Here is a 20,800-nt window from a genome sequence, read left to right as displayed (position 1 = left end):
GGGGGCAGAAAAAAGGGAGGAGGGTGGGCAGACTAGCCCATCAAATTCGGTCGCGGGTGGTTTGGCGGCGGGTTTGTGCATGGCTGGCAAACCAAGCGCGCGCGTCGGCGCAATCGCGCGCAATGCCTGCCGTCAGGGCATCAAAGCTGTCGTATTTGAGTTCGTCGTGCAGTTTGTGCAGCAGTTCCACGCGGGCAATTTTACCGTAGCCCCCTTCAGCCCCCAGATGGCTGGGCCATTCTAGGCAGTGGGTTTCTAGCAGCACCCGGCCCCCATTGACATCTTGCGGGTCAAGCGATGGGCGGATGCCCAAGTTGGCTACGCCCGGCAGTGGGGTATCGCTTAGGCCATGCACCCACACCGTAAAGATGCCGCTGGCTGCGGGCTTCCAGTGGGCAAAGCGTAGATTGAGGGTGCGAAAGCCATTGTCGGCCTGTGGGTTGCTGGCCCCCAGCGCTCGGCCCAGTTTGCGCCCGTGCACGACATGGCCGGAGATGGTGTAGGGCCGCCCTAGCAGTTGGGCGGCATCTTGCATCCGGCCTGCCAACAGTGCTTCGCGCACAGCAGAGCTGGACACGCGCAGGCCGTGGACTTCGTAGCTCATCATGCGGGCCACATCAAAGCCGTGTTCTGGGCCTACCGCGTCCAGCAGGGCGTAGTCGCCAGCGCGTTGGGCACCAAAGCGAAAATCATCGCCCACCAGCACATAGCGCGCCCCCAAGCCCGCTACCAGCACTTGGTCAATAAAGGCTTGCGGCGGTTGGGTAGCCAAGCGGGCATCAAAGGGCAGGATTACGGTTTGATCGACACCGCAGCGCTCCAACTCGGTGAGCTTGTCGCGCAGCGTGCCAATGCGCGCTGGGGCCAGTTCAGGGCGGTGCAGCGCACCGGCAAAGTAGTCGCGCGGGTGTGGCTCAAAGGTGAGCACACAACTGGGCACGCCCCGATGCCTGGCCTCGTTTTGCAGCAGTGCCAGCATAGCTTGGTGTCCCCGGTGTACGCCATCAAAATTGCCCATGGTCACGGCACTGGCGGGGGCAATACCGGGGTGGCGGAAACCGCGAAAAATCTTCATGAAAAGGTGTTCTTTGCCGGGACGCCCTGCACCTGTGGGATGCGGCACGGATGGCCCCGGGGGCTGGAAAAGGGGCTATTGTGGCCCAGTCTGTCCAAGTGGGGGTGTCGGATGTTGCGTGGGCATTGAACAAAACGCTGCGCAACGTGCTCCAATGCGCTTTCTTTGCTGTTCCTTTCAGGATGGGTTTTTGATGATCGTTCGTGATCGCCCCGCCGGTTGGCGCTTGTTTGTGGCCGTGCGCGGCTCGGTGTTGCAGCGCATTCGCTTTACCCTGTTGCTCAATATTTTGCTGGCCACCTTGGTGACGCTGGCGCATGGCAACCTTTTTACTGTCAAGATTACCCTGACAGCCATTCCCTTCACGCTGATCGGTTTGCCGTTGGCGATTTTTTTGGGCTTTCGCAACACCACCGCTTACGACCGCTACTGGGAGGCGCGCAAACTGTGGGGCGAGTTGGTGCTGCGCACCCGATCTCTGACGCGCCAGTGCCAGAGTTTGATCGACTTGCCCCAAGCACTGGATTATCGCCAGCGCGACAGCGATGTGCGCGTGCGCATGGTGCACCGGGCCATTGCCTTTGTCCATGCGCTGCGCCTGCAATTGCGCGGCGAGAAAGACGATGCACTGCTGCAACAATGGACGACACCGGCTGAATGGGCGCAGGTGCAAGCCCGCTCTAACGTGGCCGATGCGCTGATGCAAGCGATGGGGCGCGATCTGGGCGATTGCGTGCGCCAAAAACAGATTGACCCGGCCTTGGCGGTAGGGCTAGACCAAACCTTGTCGGCTATGACGGCGGCTGCGGCCTCGTGCGAGCGCATCAAGTTTACGCCGATCCCCTTCTCTTACACGCTGCTGCTGCACCGCACGGCCTATATGTACTGCTTCTTGCTGCCCTTTGGGCTGGTGGATGTGACTGGCTTTATGACACCATTTGTCGTGGGCATCGTGGCTTATACCTTCTTTGGGCTGGATGCACTGGGCGATGAGATCGAGGAGCCGTTTGGCCTAGAGAGCAACGACCTGCCCCTCGATACCCTGTGCCGCAGCATAGAGATCACCCTGCGTGAGTCTTTGGGTGAAACCGAACTGCCGCCGCCGCTGCTGCCAGTCAATTTTCGGCTGACGTAAGCCCCGGCAGGCCCAGTTCGTGGCTGCTAAGGCCGCTTAGGCCAGCAGATTGATGGTGTTGCCCTGTGTGCTTGTGCTGGAGAGGTTGTTGGCCACTGCAGCATATTGGCGCTGTGCCAGTTGGGCCAGTTGCACCAGATCTTGGCGCACTTCGTCGCTTAGCTTGCTGCCTTGGCGGGCGTTGTCGGTGGTACTGGCACTTTCTTGGTTGGAGTTGGCTAAGCTGTTGAGCTGTGCAATAAAGGCTTCCCCTTCGCTGGTGCTGATGGTGTTGTCGCTATCGGTGTCAATGGCGCTGAACAGGGTGGCAGCGGCGTCTTTCGTGTCTTGCACACCTTCTTGTAAGCTGGCTATGGCCTGTTCAGCGGGAGAGACTACGCCGTCCTCGTTGGTATCGAGTTCGTCGTAGGTGGTGCTGCTGGTGTTGGTAGAGCTGGCCCCGCCCGCTGGTGGGGGCCTTCCGCCGGGTGGGGGTGGCATGCCGCCAGGAGGTGGGCCACCGGCTACCTGTTCCTGCCCTGCAGAAGAACTTGCAGCCTCAAACTCCGCCTGTGTCAGGCTGCCGTCGCTGTCGGTATCGAGCTGGCTAAACACCTCATCGGAACTGACACCTGTTTTGCTGGCCGTGCCCCCGGACATTTTCTCCAGCAGGCCCTGTAGTTCGTCTTGGCTGACACCACCATCGCCATCGCTGTCCACTTTGCCAAACAGATCTTTACTGGGTTGGCTGGCCGTATCGGCGGAGAGGCCGCGTGACTGGGCAAACTCCATCGTTGAGGGCGGTGGAGGCAGTACGCTCTTGAGGGTGCTGTCGAGTTCATCACCGCTGAGGTTGCCGTCGCCGTTGGCATCGTTACTGGCCAACAGGTCTGCGGCACTGGTGGTACTGCTGGTGCCGGTTTTCTGCGATACATCGCTGAGCAAACCTTCCAGTTCGGTGGCATCAATGCCGCCACTCTGGTCTTGGTCAAATTTGCTTTGTAGGCGTTCGGACAGCCGTCCTGCCTGTGGTTGTGCATTGCTGCGCTGGGCGTAGGTGTTAGACCACGCACTGCTGACGCTACTGATGCTTGCCATTGTCGGTTCCTTTCGTTCCATGAAGGGCTGGCGCATGACCTGCGTCCGCCTAGTAGCCATTGTTGGAACTGTGGGTAAACCCAGTTTGTCCTGTTTGTACCAAGGCGGATACGAAAGCCAGCTCCAGCGCCGCAAGAGGCCGTGAAACACCAGCCATTTCTGGGCATGGTCAGAGGCTGCGCCTTGCCTATACTGCGGTTTTGCTTTGTCTGGCAGCTTGCGCTGCGGCCTGCCTATGTCCCATATCTTGGTGGTCGATGATGATGAAGACATCACGACGCTACTGACCCAGTACCTGAACCGTTTTGGTTTTACCGCCCATGCGGCCAGTGATGGCTTGTCGATGCGCGCCCAATTGGCAGCGCAGCCGATGGATTTGGTGGTGCTGGACATCATGTTGCCCGGCACCGATGGCATCACACTGGCGCGTGAATTGCGGGCGCGTTCACAGTTGCCCATCATCATCTTGACGGCGCGGGCCAATCCCTACGATTGCGTGCTGGGGTTAGAGATGGGCGCTGACGATTACATGGGCAAGCCCTTTGAGCCGCGTGAGCTGGTGGCCCGCATACAGACGGTGTTGCGCCGTGCTGCCGCTACGGGGGCCAGTGCCGGGGGGGCGGCCAGAGGGAGTGCCGCCGATGCGGTGGTGCGTTTTGATGGCTGGACGCTGCACGGCATGGAGCGCCATCTGATATCGCCGCAGGGGATGGTGGTGCCCCTGTCCAATGCTGAGTTTCGCTTGCTGTGTACCTTTTTGCGGCGGCCCCGTTGTGTTTTGGGCCGCGATCAGTTGATGGAAGAGGCCAGAGGTCGGGCGATGGATATGTTAGACCGCAGCATTGATTTGCTGGTGTCTCGGTTGCGGCACAAGTTGGCCGATGATTCGCGCGATCCTGCCATCATCAAAACGGTGCGTGGCGCTGGCTACCTGTTTAACAGCCAGACGGTGCAGGGGCCAGTGGCATGGTTGCGTTGAGTGCTACCCGCTGGTACCAGCAGGTGCAGCAGGCGCTGGCGCATCTGCTGCCCGTCACCTTGTTTGGCCGTTTGGCCGCCTTGCTGTTCATTGCGGTGTTGACCAGCCATGCGCTGGCTATTACGTTGCTGTTTGAATTACGACCAGAGTTTGGGCCGGGTGCACCGGGCCATCACCCTGCGCATGTGAGTCAGCCCGGCCATGCCTCACCACCCGGCTGGAATGCGCCCCCGCCCCACCCCGGCCATCCACCTAGGCCACCGGGGCGCAACTTTCCTGCGGGACTGTTGCTGGATATTGGGGTGCGTTTGGCGGCTTTGATGGCAGCCGCTTGGGTGGGTGCGCGCTGGCTGTCGCAGCCGCTACACCATCTGGCTGCCGCAGCGCGGGATCTGGGGCAGAACATCCACCGCCCGCCATTGCCTGAGGTCGGCCCCAGCGAATGCCGCGAGGCCAGCCGGGTTTTTAACCAGATGCAGGCGCGTATTTGCCAACAATTGCAAGAGCGAGATCGTTTTGTGGCGGCGGTTTCGCACGATTTGCGCACGCCACTGACCCGTTTGCGCTTGCGGGCAGAATGTCTGGGCGACGATGAGCAACGCCGCCTGTTTAGCCGGGACATCGCAGAAATGGACGCCATGATCGCCGCCACCCTAGACCATTTGGGCGGGGGTGCCAATGCCGAGCCTTGGGTGTTGGTGGACGTGCAGGCGCTCATCGAGAGCCTGGCCGATGACCAACAGGCCTGTGGGCACGCCGTGCTGATACAGGGACAGGCAGCACCGCTGCGGGTGCAGGCCAATGCCTTGCGCCGTTGTCTGGACAATCTGGTGGGCAATGCCATTCGTTATGGTGGCAGTGCCCAGATCAAGCTGCACGATACCGCATCGGCCCTCACCATTGAAGTGCAAGACCACGGCCCCGGCCTGCCAGAAGCTGAACTCGAGCGAGTGCTGGCCCCCTTTTACCGTGTTGAAGCCTCGCGCAACCGCCATAGCGGTGGTGTTGGATTGGGCTTGGCCATTGCTAATGACATCGTGCAGCGCCACCAAGGCACGTTGCAACTGTGCAACGCAGAAGGTGGCGGGTTGTTGGCCCGTGTGGAGCTGCCCCGCCGTGGTGCCGGTTAATTTTCAGCAGATGTAGGCCCCGGCAGACCAAGTTCTTTGCACAAACCTTCTACCGTGGCTTGCAAGGCAGCCACTTGGGCTTCTAGTGTGGCTACCCGTGCTTGCAGGGCTGGCGCTGTGCTGTCAGTGTGGCCGTTCTGGCTGGCGCTGCTGGCATCGACTGGGCCACAGAGCAAATGCGCCCAGCGTTGCTCCCGCGCGCCGGGGGCGCGGGGCAATTGCACCACCAGCGGGCCGCCTTTTTCGCTGCGGCGCTCTTGCAACTCGTCTAAAAAACCCTCCACCGAAGAAATATCGGCAAAGCGGTACCACCGCTCTGCATTGATGCGCAGCTCCCCAGCGGTTTGCGGGCCACGCAGCATCAGTAAACCCAACAATACGGCAGATTGCTCAGGCACGCCGATGCCGCGCTGAAAGTTGTGCTCCCAGCGCGTGGTGCGCCCGCCGCTGTTGTCAAACACCAAAGTCAGGTGTTTGAGCTCATCCAGCGCTTCTTGGGCTTGGGCATCGCTGACGTTCATCACCGGGTCGCGGGTGGTTTTTTGGTTGCAGCCCAGCACCAAGCTGTTGAGTGTGAGCGGGTAGCTGTCGGGCACGGTGCGGGCCTTTTCCATCAGTGTGGCTAGCACGCGGGCTTCTACGGCAGTCAGGGGGCGGGTGGTGGGATCAAAGGGCATGGCGGGGATAATCCAGAACAATGAAAAACATCGTGATTTTGATTTCGGGCGGCGGCTCTAATATGGCCGCCATTGTGCGCGCAGCGCAGCAACAAAACTGGGACACTGGCCTAGGAGCGCGGGTGGCGGCAGTCATCAGCAACAAGGCCGATGCTAAAGGGCTAGAACTGGCCCGTGCCCAAGGCATTGCCACTGAGGTGCTTGACCACAAACAGTTTGACAGCCGCGAGGGCTTTGATACCGCACTGGTTGCGCTGATCGACCAGTACGATCCGGCGCTGGTGGTGCTGGCGGGCTTTATGCGTATCCTGACGCCGGGCTTTGTGGAGCACTACGCTGGGCGTTTGCTCAACATCCATCCTTCGTTGTTGCCCGCGTTTACTGGCCTGCACACGCACCAGCGTGCGATTGATGCGGGCTGCAAGTTTGCCGGTGCCAGTGTGCACCAAGTGACGGCAGAACTGGATGTCGGGCCGATTTTGGATCAGGCCGTGGTGCCGGTGCTGCCCGGCGATACCGCCGACACCTTGGCGGCGCGGGTACTTACGCAGGAGCATGTGTTGTACCCAAGGGCCATTGCACAGTGGTTGTCGTCGCACCCGTGATGCACCACACCAGCACCAAACCCTAGCTTGGAGCTGCACTTTGCGGTAGCCACAAGGTCACGGTGGTGCCCACCTGCGGTTCACTGCGCAAGACAAAGTGGCCGCCCAGCAGTTCAATGATTTCTTTCATAATGCTCATGCCCAAGCCGGTGCCCGGAATGTTGCCTGAGGCATCGGCGCGGTAAAAGCGCTCGCTGACACGCGCCAATTGTTCAGGGGTGAGGCCAATGCCGTGGTCTTGCACCTCAATGCCCACCATTGCCGGGCTGGCATCGTGCTGGTGCACGATGCGCACCAGCACGTCACCACCGTTGGGCGAGTATTTATAGGCATTGGACAGCACGTTGAGCACGGCTTGCGACATTTTGTTCCGATCCACCAGCACCCAGACTGGCTCGGTATCGGGGGCCAGCGTGGCTTGGGCACGCCCGTCTGGGGGTTTAAAGCTGTGTAACAGCTCTGCTGCCCACTGGCGCAGGTCTAGCGTTTCGAGCACAAAATCTTTGCCCCGGCGCGCTTCAATGCGTGACAAATCGAGCAACTCATTCAAAATGGCAATCATCAGATTGGCCTGACGGTGCATGGTGGCTAGCAAAGGCTGGTATTGCTGCGGCGTCATGGGGCGCATCTGCATCAGCTCCATAAAGCCAAAAATGCTGGTCATGGGCGTGCGCAGTTCGTGGGCGGCGGTGCTCAAAAACTCGCTTTTCATCTGCTCGACTTCAGACTCATGCGTGACGTCACGCAACGACAGTACCTGCGATATCACATCGGAGGCGCTGGCGTGCAGACCGATTTCTAATACGCGCCGCGCTGGGCGCAGCAACTCAATGCGGTCGTTGCGTGGGGTGCGGCCCTGTTCTGAATGCTGCTGAAGGTCGTGGCGCAAGACTTCAAAACTGCGCCACGGCAAGGTGTGGCTGCACTGGCGGCGCAGCAACACCTCAATATCGGCTTCGCTGGCCCCCAGTACCTGTGGTTTGCTGCTGCCAGTCAGGTGCAGGAAGCCGGGGCTGACATAGTTGGCCCGCCCTTGGGTATCAAACGATACAAAGCCATCGGGGCTGAGGGCAAAAATGGCATTGAGTTGTTCGTTGCGTGTGCGCAGGCGCTCGACCAGTGCCGAGATCATGGTCGAGATGGCGGCCAAGTCGTCGGTATCGGCGGTGATGTGGCTGGCCGTTTCGTTGCTCAGACCTTCGAGCACGGTGCGTAGCGAGACCATTGCCGACTCGCCCAAGGCCAGCTCGGTGCGCAGCCGCTGGTCTAGGGCGTGTTGCTCACTGACATCGCGGCAGGCCAGCACATAGCCTGCCACCTCGCCATTGGGGGCACAAATCTGCGATAAGGTGGTGTCCAACACCACAGTGCGTTGTTCCTGCGCATGGTGCAGGGTGTAACGGTGGCACGTCCACGATGGCAGAGGAATGTCATCAGCGGCGGGCATCAGCCCTGGCAATAAACTGCTAGCGGCCTCGCCCAGCACGCTGTGTGCGGCCAGCCCCAAAATATCGCAGGCTGCTGGGTTGGCTAGTACCACCTGTTTTTGTGCATTCAGGGTAAAGACGCCATCGGCAATCGAGCCCAAAGTGACCGCCGCTTGTACCCGCTGTGCTTGCAAACTGGCTGCTGCACGGCCCAGCACGGCAAAGGTTTCACGAAACTCAGAGGGCGCATCTTCTGCGGCGCGTAGTGCCTGTGAGGCATCACCGCTTTGCACCGCTTGCTCTAGGCTGTGGATGCGGCTCAAGTTGCCCAGCCAGCGCACCAGTGGGTAGCGGATCAAGGCCAGCCCACCACCAATGGCAATGATGCCCAGCATCAGGGCAAAGCGCATCTGCTCCCACAACCGTCCGGCGATGGCTTGCGCATCAAAACTCAGGCGCAGCACGCCGTAATCTTTGCCCCCCACCCGGATAGCGGTGTTGTTATCGTACAACCGGGCTGCCACTTGGTGGCGTAGCCACGCTGGTGGCGGCGTATCGGGAGGGGTGTCGCGTGGGGCTGCCACCACGCTGCCGGTCAGGTCGATAAAACGGGCTGAATCGAGGTCAGAGTGCTCTACGGCACTTTGCAAGGTGCGCAAAATGGTGTCGTAATCGCCAATGACGGCGTTGTCCAAAATAGTGGGCGCAATGATCCGGCCTAAGCTATCGGCCAGTGTTTGTTCGTGCTCTAGCTGCACCACTAGTTGGTAGTGGTAAAACATCCCCAGACCGGCCAACACAAAGCCACCCAGTGTCACTGTGTAGAGCATAAATACCCGCCCGACCAGCGACCGGGGCAACAGCAGCCACAATAACCATTTCATGCCCGTTTAGCGCAGTGATGTTGGTGCGGTGCGATAAAACTCGCGGTAGGGTGCGTATTCACTGCCATCGGAAGGAATAAAGTGGGCTTCAGCGCCCAACCCCACCTGTTCAGAAACTTTTTGCAGGATGTCGCGCCCTATGGGGTCTTTGTGCATGCCGACAAACGCTTGGGCCACGGCTTTTTGTGTTTTTTCTGGCACCTTAGACGATGCCATCAGGGCCAAATCATGCAGTGCCGGAGACGACCAGAGCACGCGGTATTTTTTACCTTCGCGCCGGGCGTAGCCTTCGGCCAGTTGCGAGTTGGCACCCACAGCGGCTACCTTGCCGCTAAAAAGTTGTGCCAATGCGCCATCCATGTTGCCACCAAAGACAAATTTAGCGTTGACCTTTTTTGTAATCAGGTGTGCTGCCGGAAATTTGTACGCCACCAGTGCTTCTGGCCCCGGAAAAGCTACTTCTTTGCCTTCTAGCTGTGCTACTTGGAGGATGGGTGACTCCTCCGGGACGATGATCTGACCATGGATGGGTGGGGTTTGGCGACGGCCAAGCACTTTCCAGCCCAGTTGTTCGCGTTCGGGGCTAAAAAGGTGGTTGCTAAAAACAAATTCAACTTCTTGCGCCAGAACGTAAGCGGTGGTGTCGGCGGAGGTGCGGCCAATTTTGAGTTGCAGCTTGATCCCGCTTTTGTCTGAAACGTAAGCAATGATCGGGTTCCAGTAGGCGGCGGTGAGCTGGATACCATACTGATTGACCGGAGAAAAACGATACACCGTATCGTTGCCCGATTGGGCCAGTGCCGGGCCTGCCAGCAGTGCCGCTGCGGCCAAAGTTACACCAAAGTGCCGACGGCCAAGAAAAAGAGTGTGCATATTTTTGATCCTTGTGGAAGATTGCAAGATATCCACCCACGCACTTGCGGCTCCATAAGGTAGAGCCATTGTAGGACGTGGCCTTACCCCAAATCGTGCATTTAGCGCTCAATATCCCCAAGGCAAAGGTATTTGATCTCCAGATAATCATCCATGCCGTGGTGCGAGCCTTCTCGGCCCAAGCCCGATTGCTTGACGCCACCAAACGGCACATGCTCGCTGGCCAGCAGGCCGACATTCACGCCGACCATGCCATATTCCAGTGCCTCTCCGACACGGAAAATCCGGCCTATGTCGCGGCTATAGAAATAACTTGCCAAGCCAAACTCGGTGGCATTGGCCGCTGCAATGGCTTCTTGTTCGGTGTCAAACTTGAACACGGGTGCCAGTGGGCCAAAAGTTTCCTCGCTGGCACACAGCATGTTGGCAGTAGCGTCGGCCACCACGGTAGGGGCAAAAAACTGGCCGCTGCCCAGCCCAGACAGGCGTTGGCCGCCGGTGAGTACCCGGCCTCCTTTGGCGATGGCATCTTCTACATGGCGCTGCACCTTTTGCACCGCAGCTTCTTCAATCAGCGGCCCTTGGTTCACGCCTTCGTCAAAACCATTGCCGACCTTGGCAGTGGCAACTTTGGCTGCAAATTGGGTAACAAAGGCGTCATAAACCCCAGCTTGCACATAGAAGCGATTAGTACAGACACAGGTTTGGCCTGCGTTGCGGTATTTGCTGGCAAAGGCACCTTCTACCGCACTGTCAATATCGGCATCGTCAAAAACGATAAACGGTGCATTGCCGCCCAATTCCAGTGAGAGTTTTTTCACGGTTGGCGCGCATTGCGCCATCAAAATGCGGCCTACTTCGGTACTGCCAGTAAAGCTGAGGTGGCGCACGGTGCTGCTGGTGCACAGCACTTTGCCAATGGCAATGCTGTTGGCACTGTCTGCCGTGAGTACGTGCAGCACCCCCGCCGGGATGCCCGCACGCAGCGCCAGTTCGGCCACGGCCAGCGCCGTCAGGGGCGTGAGTTCTGCCGGTTTGATCACCACCGGGCAACCAGCGGCCAGCGCTGGGGCTACTTTGCGCGTAATCATGGCCAGCGGGAAGTTCCAGGGCGTGATGGCCGCACAAACACCAATGGGCTGCTTGAGCACCAGCAGGCGGCGGTTGTTGTCAAACTGGGGCAAGGTCTCGCCATTGACGCGTTTGGCCTCTTCAGCAAACCACTCGACAAAGCTGGCACCGTAGGCCACTTCGCCTTTGGCTTCGGCCAGTGGCTTGCCCTGTTCTGCCGTCATGATGCGCGCCAAATCGTCTTGGTGTTGCATGAGCAGATCAAACCAACGCCGCAGCACGATGCTGCGCTCTTTGGCAGTGGTACTACGCCAAGCAGGCCAAGCGGCAGCAGCGGCGGCGATGGCGGCTTCAGCCTCTTGTGGCCCCAGATTGGCGACTTCGGCCAGCAAGGCACCGGTGGCTGGATCGTGTACGCCAAAGCGGCTGCTGCCACCGACCCATTGGCCGTTGAGCAGGGCGTTGGTTTGGAGCAGGCTAGGGTCTTGGAGCTGGGTGAGGGGAGAGACGATCATGGCAAAGGACTCCAGAAAATGGGGATCAGCGTGAGACACGATTGAAGCAGAATAGACCAAACGCCGCTGACTCTGCGTCTGATGGACGAGAGAAAGTATGGGTTCTTACACCTACGGAGCAAGGCCATGCCAGAAGAAATCCGCCCCACCGACCTCAAAACCATCTTGCATTCCAAACGGGCCAATCTTTATTACTTGGAGCATTGCCGTGTCTTGGTCAACGGTGGCCGGGTGGAGTATGTGACCGATGCGGGCAAGCGTAGCCTGTATTGGAACATTCCTATTGCCAATACCACCAGCATTTTGTTGGGTACAGGCACCTCCATCACCCAAGCCGCCATGCGTGAGCTGGCCAAGGCGGGCGTGTTGGTCGGGTTTTGCGGTGGCGGCGGCACGCCCTTGTTTTGTGCCACTGAGGTGGATGTCGAGGTGGCATGGCTGTTGCCCCAAAGCGAATACCGCTCCACCCAATACTTGCAGTCTTGGGTCAAGTTTTGGTTTGATGACGATTTGCGCTTGGCAGCGGCCAAGCAATTGCAACAGCTACGATTGGAGCGTTTATCGCAAGCATGGAATGCCCGTGCGCTGCGTGAAGCAGGCTTTGCTGTGGATGCGAACCATCTGCAAACGCTGGTGCAGCAGTTCCGAACGCTCATCGCCAACGCCCCCGATGTCACGGCCTTGCTCACTGATGAGGCCCGTTTGACCAAAGCCTTGTTCAAGTTGGCCGTGCAGGCCACAGGCTATGGAGACTTTACCCGCGCCAAACGCGGCATGGGCACCGACCCAGCCAACCGTTTTTTAGACCACGGCAACTATCTGGCCTATGGTTTAGGTGCTACGGCTACTTGGGTGCTGGGGCTGCCACATGGTTTGGCGGTACTGCATGGTAAAACGCGCCGGGGTGGCTTGGTGTTTGATGCTGCTGACCTGATTAAAGATGCCGTCATTTTGCCGCAAGCGTTTGTCTCAGCCATGCGCGGTGACGACGAGCAGTCCTTCCGCCGCCATTGCATTGAAGCTCTAGCGCGCACTGAGTCGCTGGATTTTATGATTGAGGCACTTCAGCACATTGCCACCAACACCGCACAACTGGCACAACAAACAGCAGCCCCCGCCGGTGCCACAGGAGGCACGCCATGAATGTGCTGTTTATTTCACAATGCAGCAAACGGGCATTGACCGAAACCCGCCGTATTTTGGATCAGTTTGCCGAACGCCGGGGTGATAGAACTTGGCAAACTCCCATCACCCAAGCCGGATTGGAGACAGTACGCAAGCTGCTGCGCCAAACGGCACGCAAAAACACGGCCATTGCTTGCCATTGGATACACGGCAAAGACCACAGTGAATTACTCTGGGTGGTGGGGGATGGCCGCCAGTTCAATGCCGAAGGTGCAGTGCCTACCAACACCACCGCTAATGATGTATTGCGTGCCGACGATGAAAACACTTGGCATCATCTGCCGCTAATCACGGCCCTTTCTGCTTTGGCCGCCTTGCTGCATGATCTGGGAAAAGCCACTCAGGCGTTTCAGGATCGGCTGCGTAAGCCCAACCTGCGCGAACGCAACCTCTATCGGCATGAATGGGTCTCGGTACGGCTGTTTCAGGCTTTTGTCGGAAAGGATGATGATGCGGGCTGGCTACGACGATTGGCCGCCTGTAGTGATGCGGCATTAGACACGAAAGCCTTTGAAGCATTGTGGTTAGACCACCAATGCGCGCGCTTGTTGCGCGATGGGCTGGATGCGTCTGCACAACCACCACAAAACAATCCATTTGCTTCTATGCCGCCGCTGGCGCAAGCCGTGGCGTGGCTGGTACTCACCCACCACCGGCTGCCTTGTCTGCCGGTCAGAAAGTTGGATGGAAGCAGTGAGGAGGACATCGACCTGCCGCAAAATCAATATTGCCGGTTTGGTGCGCATCCTCGTTTTATCAATCAACGAGAGTTGCAAGCCCTGTTGCAGCTCATCACTGCCGATTGGAATGAACCGCGCGAAACTAGCAACGATGCCACGGTGCGCGCGCATTGGAGTTTTCCGTACGGGTTGCCTGTGGTCATGATGCTTTGGCGCAAACAGGCGGCACGCTATGCCCAAAAGTTGCTCGAGCTGGCGCAGTTGCCTACCCCAATACAGGTGTTGCACGATCCGTTTGCCATGCACGTCTCGCGCTTGTGCCTGATGTTGGCTGACCACCATTATTCCAGCATTGAAGACGCGGAGCGCCGCAAGCCCTATCTCAGTCTTGGCTATCGGCTGTATGCCAATACCAGTAAAAATCTCACAACAGGGGGCCAGAAAAGCCAACGCAACGGGCCAATTTTTAACCAGACGCTTGATGAGCACTTGCTGGGTGTGCAGGCCCATGCTACCTTGGTGGCTCGCTCCTTACCATCGTTGGTACGCAGCCTGCCTGCATTGCAAAACCATCGCGGTTTGAAAAAACGCAACACCGATACGCGGTTTCAATGGCAAGACAAGGCCGCCGATTTGGCCGCCAGTGTGCGCCATCGCAGCGCCTCCCAAGGGGCCTTTATCGTCAATATGGCCTCTACCGGCTGTGGCAAAACGCTGGGCAATGCCCGCATCATGAATGCACTGGCCGATCCGCAGGTGGGGTTGCGCTGTGCTTTCGCCATTGGTTTGCGCACGCTCACTTTACAAACTGGGCGCGTGTTTCAGCATGATTTGGGGCTGGGCGATGACCAGTTAGCCATCAAAGTGGGTGGCAGCGCCAATCGGGCGCTGTTTGAACACTGGGAGGCCCAAGCTGAGGCCACCGGCTCGGCTTCGAGCCAAGCCTTGCTCGATGAGGGCGGACAGGTTCTGTTTGAAGGCAATGACCGCCACCCACTGGTGGAACGCCTCAGTAGCGACCCTCAAGTACGCTCCTTAATTGCTGCACCCCTGCTTGTTTGCACCGTCGATCACCTAACCCCCGCCACCGAAAGCCTGCGCGGAGGCCGACAGATTGCTCCCATGTTGCGGCTCATGACGGGCGATTTAGTACTGGACGAACCGGATGACTTTGATATGGCCGACCTGCCCGCCCTCACGCGGCTGGTGCATTGGGCCGGACTGTTGGGGGCGCGGGTGCTGTTATCGTCGGCCACCTTGCCTCCGGCGCTGTTAGAAGGGCTGTTTTTGGCCTACCAAGCGGGGCGCAAAGTATTCCAGCAGCACCGCAGTGATCGCCCTAGCGAGGTGCCCCAAGTCTGTTGCCTCTGGGTAGATGAGTTTCACCAAACAGCATTGGATTGTCCAGATGGCTCTACTTTTTGGGCCAGCCATGCACAGTATGTGCAAAAGCGCAGCGCTCAATTAGCCAAAGCCGAAGTACGCCGCCGTGCGCAAATTGGGCTATTGCCTGCAGAGTGGAGTGGCATGGATGATGCTGCGCTGCGGCGCACCGATTTTGCCCGGTTCGTGCTGGAGTGTGCATGGCAGTTGCACCAAAAATCACACAACCATAGCCTAGACCCGGCCAGTGGCAAGCGCATCAGTGTGGGCCTGATCCGCATGGCCAATATCGAGCCGCTGGTCGATGTGGCTTTGGCCATGTACCAACAAGGTATCTCTGTGCCGGGGGTGCATGTGCATTTGTGCGTTTATCACTCCCAGTTTCCATTGCTCACACGCTCTAGCATGGAGCACCAGCTCGATACCCTGCTCAACCGCCGCGCAGCTACTGGCAGCACCGATCCCCTTCTTCAGCAGCCTGCCATCCGAAAGCTGATAGATGTCCATCCAGAAAAGAACCAACTGTTTATCGTTTTGGGCAGCCCTGTCACCGAAGTAGGCCGTGACCACGACTATGACTGGGCGGTGGTCGAGCCGTCTTCGATGCGCTCATTGATCCAATTGGCGGGCCGTGTACGTCGCCATCGTGCTGGCGCAGTGGATGGGGCCAACGTGTTGCTGCTCGATACCAATTTGCGCGCTTATGAGCACCCGGGCGAGGCCGCATTTTGCAAACCGGGGTTTGAACTCGATAAAGTGAACGACCCAAACGACGTAGCGCGGCATTTCCATCTGCAATCCCACGCTTTGCAAGCGCTGCTGCACCCACAGACCCAAGGTGCGGTGTGCTGGCCTATAGATGCCCGCCCCAGAATAGCTGCTGCCGAGAAATTGCACCCCAGCAAAAACTTGGTGGATTTGGAGCACGCCCGTATGCACGACGCTATGCTGCCACGCAGTGGGGCCCATGCCACCGCCACACCGGTAGGCCGTGCAGCCAGCCTGCACTGGAGCAGCAGTGAAAAGCTATGGCTAACGGGGTTGCTGCCCCAGTACCAGCGCTTTCGTTATGACCCCGTGCCACGGGTCGATGTGGTTTTTCTGCCCGATGACGATGAAGAACGCCTTACCCTGCACCGGGTGGTGGATGGTCAGCGGCGCGGTGAATCTTTGTATTCGGCAGTAGAAAGCCTGCTGCACCGTATGCCCTTGGCGGTGCAAGGAAGCATCACGCCTTGGATTCGGGTTAATTTGCTAGAAGAATTGGTCAGTTTGGCGCAAAGCAAAGATTTATCCCTGTTGCAGTGCGCGCAGAGGTACGCCACCGCCACCCTGCCGGATAAAACGCAAGGCTGGCGCTGGCATGAGGCGCTAGGCTTTACGGCTGCCAAGTAAACCGCTTAGGCGGGATGGAGCAGTATCGGATGCGCGAGGCTGGCACGTGGAGATACCGCGCCAGCGCACTGGCGCTCATGCTCATGCTTATGGGCGTGAGATAGTCTGCGCGCAGAACTTCGCCGGGGTGTACCGGGCGCATACCGTTTTGGATCGTGTTGCAACTCCTAGCGGGGGATGTGATGTAAGGGCTTTAGTGCATGACTGCCTATTCGGCAGAAAAAGAAAAAGAGCAAAGATGCTCCTAAGCATCATTTTCTAAGCTGCTTACACAGCAGATAGATGTGTCCGATTGTAATATGACTTCTCTAAGTATCATGGATTGAAGTAAGCTGGTGCCTCATACCAACAGAGGAACCGATATGCCCCTCACTGAACAGCGTTTGCTGTGGCATGCAGTCATTGCAGCCTTCATCCAAGAACGGCTGGATGCCAAGCTCGACAAGCTTAAAGACGACGATCCGAAACGCATAGAGTTGTTGCTACAACACCAGTATGGGGCATGGATTGAGAATGCAGCCAAACGGGTGGTACAAATCCAAGCAGTCACCCATTCCCTCAAACCAATCCACCCCGATGCCCGAGGCACTAATCTATACATAGAGCCAGGCAAGCTACCAACACAGGAGGTGTTGGGCAGCCATGCGCTGGGGTCGGCTTTTGCGAGCGATGTGGTCGGCAATGCAGCAGCCTTAGATGTTTACAAATTTTTGCGATTAGAGTTGGAAAACTCTAGTTTGCTTGCTGCACTGCTGGCTGAAGATGAGTGCGCTACGCAAGCGCTACATGACGATCCGATGCAGGCAAAAGCTTTGCGCGATGCCTTTGTTGCACTTGCGCAACCACGCACCACAGGCCCCAGTTCTCACCCGCTGGCCAAGCAGTTGTACTGGCTTACCGATAGCGATCCATGTGTGGATAGCCACTACGAGTTGCTGGCACCGTTGTTTCCTACTTCGCTGGCCCATGTTGTCCATGCACAAATCCAAGAGCACCGCTTTGGTGAGGCCAACAAGGCCGCCCGGCAGGCATGCCACGCGCACAAAGCCCATGCGGGAGTTTTTCACGACTACTCTGGGCTGGCTGTACAAAAAATGGGTGGCACGAAGCCACAGAATATTAGTCAGCTCAATAGCGAACGCGGCGGTACCAATTACCTGTTAGCCTCATTGCCACCGGTATGGCGAGCCAGTGCGGCCCGGCTGCCCGTGCATAACGATTCGGTGTTTAATCGTGTTTTTCCGGCCCGGCCAGAAGTACGAAAAACACTGCGCCAGTTGCGCCAATTCCTAGCCTCTGACCCCACGCCCAATCAAGAAACCCGCCAGCGCCGCCAAGCATATCTCGATACGCTATTGGATGAGCTGGTATCGCTGTCTGGCGAGTTAGTGCAAACCATGCCAGCAGGCTGGACTAGTCCAACAGTGGACTCGGAAAAGCGTTTTCAAAAATTGGTGCGTGCAGAGCAACTCTGGCTTGACCCCCTGCGCGCTGAACTCCCACCAGAAGCCGATTTTGCCCAAGAGTGGTTGCAAATGGACTGGCCTGCCGAGGTAGGTAAGCGCTTTGCCAATTGGCTCAATGATGAACTGAAAGGCCAATGGCCCGTAGGTGATGCCGAAGCCAGAGAATGGAAAAAAGCCTTACTGACTGACGAAGACGGCTTCAAGCAACAACTGCGCGAGCTACGCGAACGGCTCGATGCTCCGCATTACATCCCTATCCGCCCAACCCATGAAAAACTAATAGAACCAATGCAACAACGCGGAGAAATGCCATGAGCTTGTCGCACACTCCCCAAGCCATGCTGGTGTTTCCGCACCTGCGTGTGCAAAACGCCAATGCTATCTCCAGTCCGCTCACGCATGGCTTTCCTGCCATCACCGCCTTTACCGGCTTGATGTGGGCGCTAGAGCGCAAACTGGCCCAAGCCCATATCCCTTTACATTTGCACCAAGTGGGGGTCATTTGCCACCACCACCAAGAGCAGGTGGCACCGGGCTTTGTGCATACTTTCCACCTCACCCGCAACCCGGTGGACAAAGATGGCAGTACCACCGCCATTGTGGAAGAAGGCCGCATCCATCTTGATGTCACGCTGGTGTTTACAGTGTCAGAAACCACCCCTGCTACGGCAGCACCCACCTTGGTGCAAGGCAGTGAAGAAACCATGCAGCAATGGGCTGATGCAGCGGGGCAAATTTTGTCGCAAATGCGCGTGGCCGGAGGCAGCTTACTGCCTTCACGCGCGGCTCCTGGCCGACGCCAGCGCCCTTGGATGGCCGTATTGCCAGAAGATGCCGAGCAGCGTGACCAGCAATGGCGACACTGGCGACGCCAGTGGTTGCCCGGTTTTGCTTTAGTGGCGCGTGATGATTTGTTGGCCGAGCGCTTGGCTGTATTGAAAGAAAAAGAGCCAAAAACCACTTTATTGGATGCTTGGCTGCACGCTAGCCGTTTCAACTACGAGCCAGCACCTTCTGCACCAGCAGACACCGCCGCACCAGCGTCTGAGCACCACCAAGACAAATCCGAGAAAAAAGTACCGTGGGTTGACCCTCTGCGTGGCCCCCGCAGTGGCTGGATCGTGCCCATTCCGGTGGGCTATGCAGCCCTGTCTGAGCAGCATGCCCCCGGTACCGTGGGCAATGCCCGCGACAACACCGTACCCGTGCGTTTTGTCGAGGCGGTTTACTCCTTGGGCGAGTGGGTCAGCCCGCACCGGCTTGACCATCTGGAGCAACTGCTATGGCGCACCGAAACCCATCAAACCCAAGGTTTGTACCGCTGCCGTAATGCTTATAAGCCGACCACGGAGCACAGCCCCGAACTATCCGACGACTATGACGCTGGTTACGACAACTCCTCACACTATTCCGAACCCGTTTCCCACTGACGACCCTCGCACCACCCTTGCTACCGTATTGCAAAAGGATTGAAACTACCATGTCAAACAATCTCAAAACTGCTTCCGTCTTGGCTTTTGAGCGCAAACTAGACCCTTCTGATGCCGTGTTCCATGCAGGCCGTTGGGATGAGCGTGATGCAGCAGCATCTTGGGCCCCTGTGAAGGTGCGTACCAAGTCGGTGCGCGGCACCATCTCGAACCGGCTTAAAACCAAAGACCAAGACCCAACTAAGCTTGATGCAGCTATCCAAAACCCCAACCTGCAAACTGTGGATGTTGCTGCCTTGCCTGCTGATGCAGACACTCTACAAGTGCAATTTACCCTGCGTGTCTTGGCTGGTGCTGGCACACCGTCGGCCTGCAACAGTGCCGAATACCAAGCCAAGTTGGCGCAAACCGTCCAATCGTATGTAGCCAGCTATGGTTTTGTTGCGTTGGCCCAGCGCTATGCCGCTAATTTAGCCAATGCCCGATTTTTGTGGCGCAACCGTGTGGGTGCAGAAACCGTACAAGTAAACGTTAGCCAACTTAAAAATGGCAAGGCAGAAAAAACGTGGACTTTTGATGCATTATCACAAAACTTGCGCTCGCTCGATACTGGCCATCATGATGTGCAATCGTTGGCTGTACTCATCGCTGATGGCTTGGCCGGAGAATCGCATGTGCTGTTGCAAATTACTGCTTTTGTCCGTATGGGTGCAGGGCAAGAAGTATTTCCATCACAAGAGTTAATTTTAGATAAAACCAATACTGGAAAAAGCAAAACCCTTTATCAGATTGGTGAGAAAGGCCATGAAATTGCAGCCATCCACTCGCAAAAAATTGGCAACGCCATCCGCACCATCGACAATTGGTATGAGGGCGCAGAAGAATTGGGGCCTATTGCTGTCGAGCCCTATGGCTCGGTAACTACACAGGGCAAAGCCTACCGCCAGCCTAAGCAAAAGCAGGATTTTTATACGTTGCTCGACAATTGGTTACTCAACGACAAAGCGCCTACTGTGGAGCAGCAACATTTTGTAATGGCCGTACTGATTCGGGGTGGCGTTTTTGGTGATGCAGGTTGATGCCATGACCACACATTACATTGATCTGACGTTGTTGCCCGACCCAGAATTTAGCCATGCCCACCTTTGGCGTGCGCTGTATGCGAAACTGCATCGGGCCTTGGTGCAATTGGAAACCTCAGTCATTGGCGTGAGTTTTCCTGAGTACCGTTTGCGCCCGCAAACTTTGGGGCAGGTGCTACGCCTGCATGGCGAGCCTACGCCGTTGGAGCAACTGATGGGCACGGATTGGCTCAAGGGAATGCGTGACCATGTACAGATAGCCGCTTTAAGCCCAGTGCCTGCTGGGACACAGCACCGCGTCGTGCAGCGAAGGCAGTTTAAGACCAGCGCTGAACGGCTGCGTCGCCGTCGTATGCAGCGCAAAGACGAAACCGCTGAACAGGCTGCTGCAGCGATTCCGTTGTCTGTTGAGCAAAAGCCTAATTTGCCCTATGTGCAACTGCGCAGCAGTAGCAGCGCGCAGTCGTTCTACCTTTGGATCGAGCTAGGGGACTTACAAGCCTCGCCAAGCCCCGGTGGTTTCACTGCCTATGGCTTGGGCCAAGCTGGGCGTGGTAGCATCCCTTGGTTCTGACCCTTTTTTTAGGCATCCTGTAGCTCCTATATAAATCAATGAGTTACATGGATGCCCCGAAGAAGGGGGTGGCGGGCGTTTGACCGTAAATGTCCTTTAAAAACTGATAGTTCGACAAAAATTGGGCTAGTTTTCTGCCGCATAGGCAGCTTAGAAA

At 57.7% G+C, this 20,800-nt stretch carries 16 protein-coding genes and 1 pseudogene; 10 read left to right on the top strand and 7 right to left on the bottom strand.

The features are described 5' to 3' along the window. Positions 1-40 precede the first annotated feature (40 nt). The gene (locus BMX55_RS01555) at positions 41-1,075 is read right to left on the bottom strand and encodes a bifunctional riboflavin kinase/FAD synthetase (protein WP_091451701.1); all 1,035 of its coding nucleotides are present in this window, start codon (positions 1,073-1,075) and stop codon (positions 41-43) included. 193 nt (positions 1,076-1,268) lie between these two features. Here BMX55_RS01555 and BMX55_RS01550 point away from each other — a divergent pair, with 193 nt between their 5' ends. Further along, the gene (locus BMX55_RS01550; protein WP_091451698.1) at positions 1,269-2,210 is read left to right on the top strand and encodes a bestrophin family protein; all 942 of its coding nucleotides are present in this window, start codon (positions 1,269-1,271) and stop codon (positions 2,208-2,210) included. Positions 2,211-2,246: 36 nt separating this feature from the next. On the opposite strand, the gene xopAW is transcribed toward BMX55_RS01550, so the two are convergent. Then, entirely contained in the window at positions 2,247-3,287 is a 1,041-nt protein-coding gene (gene xopAW / locus BMX55_RS01545) for an EF-hand domain-containing protein (RefSeq protein WP_091451695.1), read from the bottom strand. Between the two features lie 235 nt (positions 3,288-3,522). Here xopAW and BMX55_RS01540 point away from each other — a divergent pair, with 235 nt between their 5' ends. Both BMX55_RS01540 and BMX55_RS01535 read left to right on the top strand, forming a co-directional pair. Next, positions 3,523-4,266: a response regulator gene (locus tag BMX55_RS01540; protein ID WP_091453078.1), complete on the top strand. Its 744-nt coding sequence runs from the start codon at positions 3,523-3,525 to the stop codon at positions 4,264-4,266. Further along, the gene (locus BMX55_RS01535) at positions 4,254-5,396 is read left to right on the top strand and encodes an ATP-binding protein (protein WP_091451692.1); all 1,143 of its coding nucleotides are present in this window, start codon (positions 4,254-4,256) and stop codon (positions 5,394-5,396) included. Before BMX55_RS01540 ends, BMX55_RS01535 begins: the two co-directional genes overlap by 13 nt. Here the strand turns inward: BMX55_RS01535 and BMX55_RS01530 are convergent. Continuing rightward, a complete protein-coding gene (locus BMX55_RS01530) occupies positions 5,393-6,073 on the bottom strand; it encodes a YceH family protein (RefSeq protein WP_091451688.1) in 681 nt (226 codons plus the stop codon). The two genes, BMX55_RS01535 and BMX55_RS01530, sit on opposite strands and share 4 nt — an antisense overlap. Before the next feature lie 20 nt (positions 6,074-6,093). Here BMX55_RS01530 and purN point away from each other — a divergent pair, with 20 nt between their 5' ends. Then, on the top strand, positions 6,094-6,678 hold the full coding sequence (purN, locus tag BMX55_RS01525; RefSeq protein ID WP_091451685.1) for a phosphoribosylglycinamide formyltransferase: 585 nt from the start codon (positions 6,094-6,096) through the stop codon (positions 6,676-6,678). Between the two features lie 22 nt (positions 6,679-6,700). Here purN and BMX55_RS01520 read toward each other — a convergent pair whose 3' ends face one another. The 3 genes from BMX55_RS01520 to BMX55_RS01510 form a co-directional block, all read right to left on the bottom strand. Further along, on the bottom strand, positions 6,701-8,989 hold the full coding sequence (locus BMX55_RS01520) for an ATP-binding protein (RefSeq protein ID WP_091451683.1): 2,289 nt from the start codon (positions 8,987-8,989) through the stop codon (positions 6,701-6,703). Between the two features lie 6 nt (positions 8,990-8,995). Further along, positions 8,996-9,862, bottom strand: coding sequence for a phosphate/phosphite/phosphonate ABC transporter substrate-binding protein (locus BMX55_RS01515; protein WP_091451680.1), 867 nt, complete (start codon positions 9,860-9,862; stop codon positions 8,996-8,998). A 101-nt stretch (positions 9,863-9,963) separates the two neighbouring features. Further along, the gene (locus BMX55_RS01510; protein WP_091451678.1) at positions 9,964-11,448 is read right to left on the bottom strand and encodes an NAD-dependent succinate-semialdehyde dehydrogenase; all 1,485 of its coding nucleotides are present in this window, start codon (positions 11,446-11,448) and stop codon (positions 9,964-9,966) included. Positions 11,449-11,574: 126 nt separating this feature from the next. Here BMX55_RS01510 and cas1f point away from each other — a divergent pair, with 126 nt between their 5' ends. Beyond that, on the top strand, positions 11,575-12,591 hold the full coding sequence (cas1f, locus tag BMX55_RS01505) for a type I-F CRISPR-associated endonuclease Cas1f (RefSeq protein WP_091451675.1): 1,017 nt from the start codon (positions 11,575-11,577) through the stop codon (positions 12,589-12,591). Beyond that, positions 12,588-16,091, top strand: a complete 3,504-nt coding sequence (gene cas3f, locus BMX55_RS01500; RefSeq protein WP_091451672.1) for a type I-F CRISPR-associated helicase Cas3f — start codon at positions 12,588-12,590, stop codon at positions 16,089-16,091. Before cas1f ends, cas3f begins: the two co-directional genes overlap by 4 nt. 28 nt (positions 16,092-16,119) lie before the next feature. Here cas3f and BMX55_RS16645 read toward each other — a convergent pair. Continuing rightward, positions 16,120-16,233 (bottom strand): annotated as a pseudogene (locus BMX55_RS16645) (helix-turn-helix transcriptional regulator); the annotation flags it as partial. A 220-nt stretch (positions 16,234-16,453) separates the two neighbouring features. On the opposite strand from BMX55_RS16645, the gene csy1 reads away from it, so the two are divergent. Genes csy1 through cas6f form a run of 4 tightly spaced genes read left to right on the top strand, consistent with a single transcriptional unit; the run spans position 16,454 to position 20,643 of the window. After that, entirely contained in the window at positions 16,454-17,872 is a 1,419-nt protein-coding gene (csy1, locus tag BMX55_RS01490; protein WP_091451669.1) for a type I-F CRISPR-associated protein Csy1, read from the top strand. Further along, entirely contained in the window at positions 17,869-18,987 is a 1,119-nt protein-coding gene (gene csy2 / locus BMX55_RS01485; protein ID WP_091451666.1) for a type I-F CRISPR-associated protein Csy2, read from the top strand. The genes csy1 and csy2 overlap by 4 nt, the downstream gene beginning before the upstream one ends. 50 nt (positions 18,988-19,037) lie before the next feature. Further along, positions 19,038-20,066, top strand: coding sequence for a type I-F CRISPR-associated protein Csy3 (csy3, locus tag BMX55_RS01480; RefSeq protein WP_091451662.1), 1,029 nt, complete (start codon positions 19,038-19,040; stop codon positions 20,064-20,066). Positions 20,067-20,070: 4 nt separating this feature from the next. Beyond that, positions 20,071-20,643 carry a type I-F CRISPR-associated endoribonuclease Cas6/Csy4 gene (gene cas6f / locus BMX55_RS01475; RefSeq protein WP_091453075.1) on the top strand — a complete coding sequence of 191 codons (573 nt, stop codon included), beginning with the start codon at positions 20,071-20,073 and terminating at the stop codon, positions 20,641-20,643. Positions 20,644-20,800: the final 157 nt, after the last annotated feature.

The sequence above is a fragment of the Giesbergeria anulus genome (assembly GCF_900111115.1).
Taxonomy (GTDB): domain Bacteria; phylum Pseudomonadota; class Gammaproteobacteria; order Burkholderiales; family Burkholderiaceae_C; genus Simplicispira; species Simplicispira anulus.
The sequence above is the reverse complement of the archived record's forward strand: the minus strand, read 5'-3'. Positions and strand labels throughout refer to the sequence as shown.

Excerpts from the sequence above, each read along its gene's own strand:
- BMX55_RS01555 (WP_091451701.1), bottom strand. The coding sequence starts at position 1,075 with ATGAAGATTTTTCGCGGTTTCCGCCACCCCGGTATTGCCCCCGCCAGT.
- csy1 (WP_091451669.1), top strand. The coding sequence starts at position 16,454 with ATGCCCCTCACTGAACAGCGTTTGCTGTGGCATGCAGTCATTGCAGCC.
- csy3 (WP_091451662.1), top strand. The coding sequence starts at position 19,038 with ATGTCAAACAATCTCAAAACTGCTTCCGTCTTGGCTTTTGAGCGCAAA.
- cas3f (WP_091451672.1), top strand. The coding sequence starts at position 12,588 with ATGAATGTGCTGTTTATTTCACAATGCAGCAAACGGGCATTGACCGAA.
- cas6f (WP_091453075.1), top strand. The coding sequence starts at position 20,071 with ATGACCACACATTACATTGATCTGACGTTGTTGCCCGACCCAGAATTT.
- BMX55_RS01510 (WP_091451678.1), bottom strand. The coding sequence starts at position 11,448 with ATGATCGTCTCTCCCCTCACCCAGCTCCAAGACCCTAGCCTGCTCCAA.
- BMX55_RS01515 (WP_091451680.1), bottom strand. The coding sequence starts at position 9,862 with ATGCACACTCTTTTTCTTGGCCGTCGGCACTTTGGTGTAACTTTGGCC.
- xopAW (WP_091451695.1), bottom strand. The coding sequence starts at position 3,287 with ATGGCAAGCATCAGTAGCGTCAGCAGTGCGTGGTCTAACACCTACGCC.
- BMX55_RS01540 (WP_091453078.1), top strand. The coding sequence starts at position 3,523 with ATGTCCCATATCTTGGTGGTCGATGATGATGAAGACATCACGACGCTA.
- BMX55_RS01530 (WP_091451688.1), bottom strand. The coding sequence starts at position 6,073 with ATGCCCTTTGATCCCACCACCCGCCCCCTGACTGCCGTAGAAGCCCGC.
- purN (WP_091451685.1), top strand. The coding sequence starts at position 6,094 with ATGAAAAACATCGTGATTTTGATTTCGGGCGGCGGCTCTAATATGGCC.
- BMX55_RS01535 (WP_091451692.1), top strand. The coding sequence starts at position 4,254 with ATGGTTGCGTTGAGTGCTACCCGCTGGTACCAGCAGGTGCAGCAGGCG.
- csy2 (WP_091451666.1), top strand. The coding sequence starts at position 17,869 with ATGAGCTTGTCGCACACTCCCCAAGCCATGCTGGTGTTTCCGCACCTG.
- BMX55_RS01550 (WP_091451698.1), top strand. The coding sequence starts at position 1,269 with ATGATCGTTCGTGATCGCCCCGCCGGTTGGCGCTTGTTTGTGGCCGTG.
- cas1f (WP_091451675.1), top strand. The coding sequence starts at position 11,575 with ATGCCAGAAGAAATCCGCCCCACCGACCTCAAAACCATCTTGCATTCC.
- BMX55_RS01520 (WP_091451683.1), bottom strand. The coding sequence starts at position 8,989 with ATGAAATGGTTATTGTGGCTGCTGTTGCCCCGGTCGCTGGTCGGGCGG.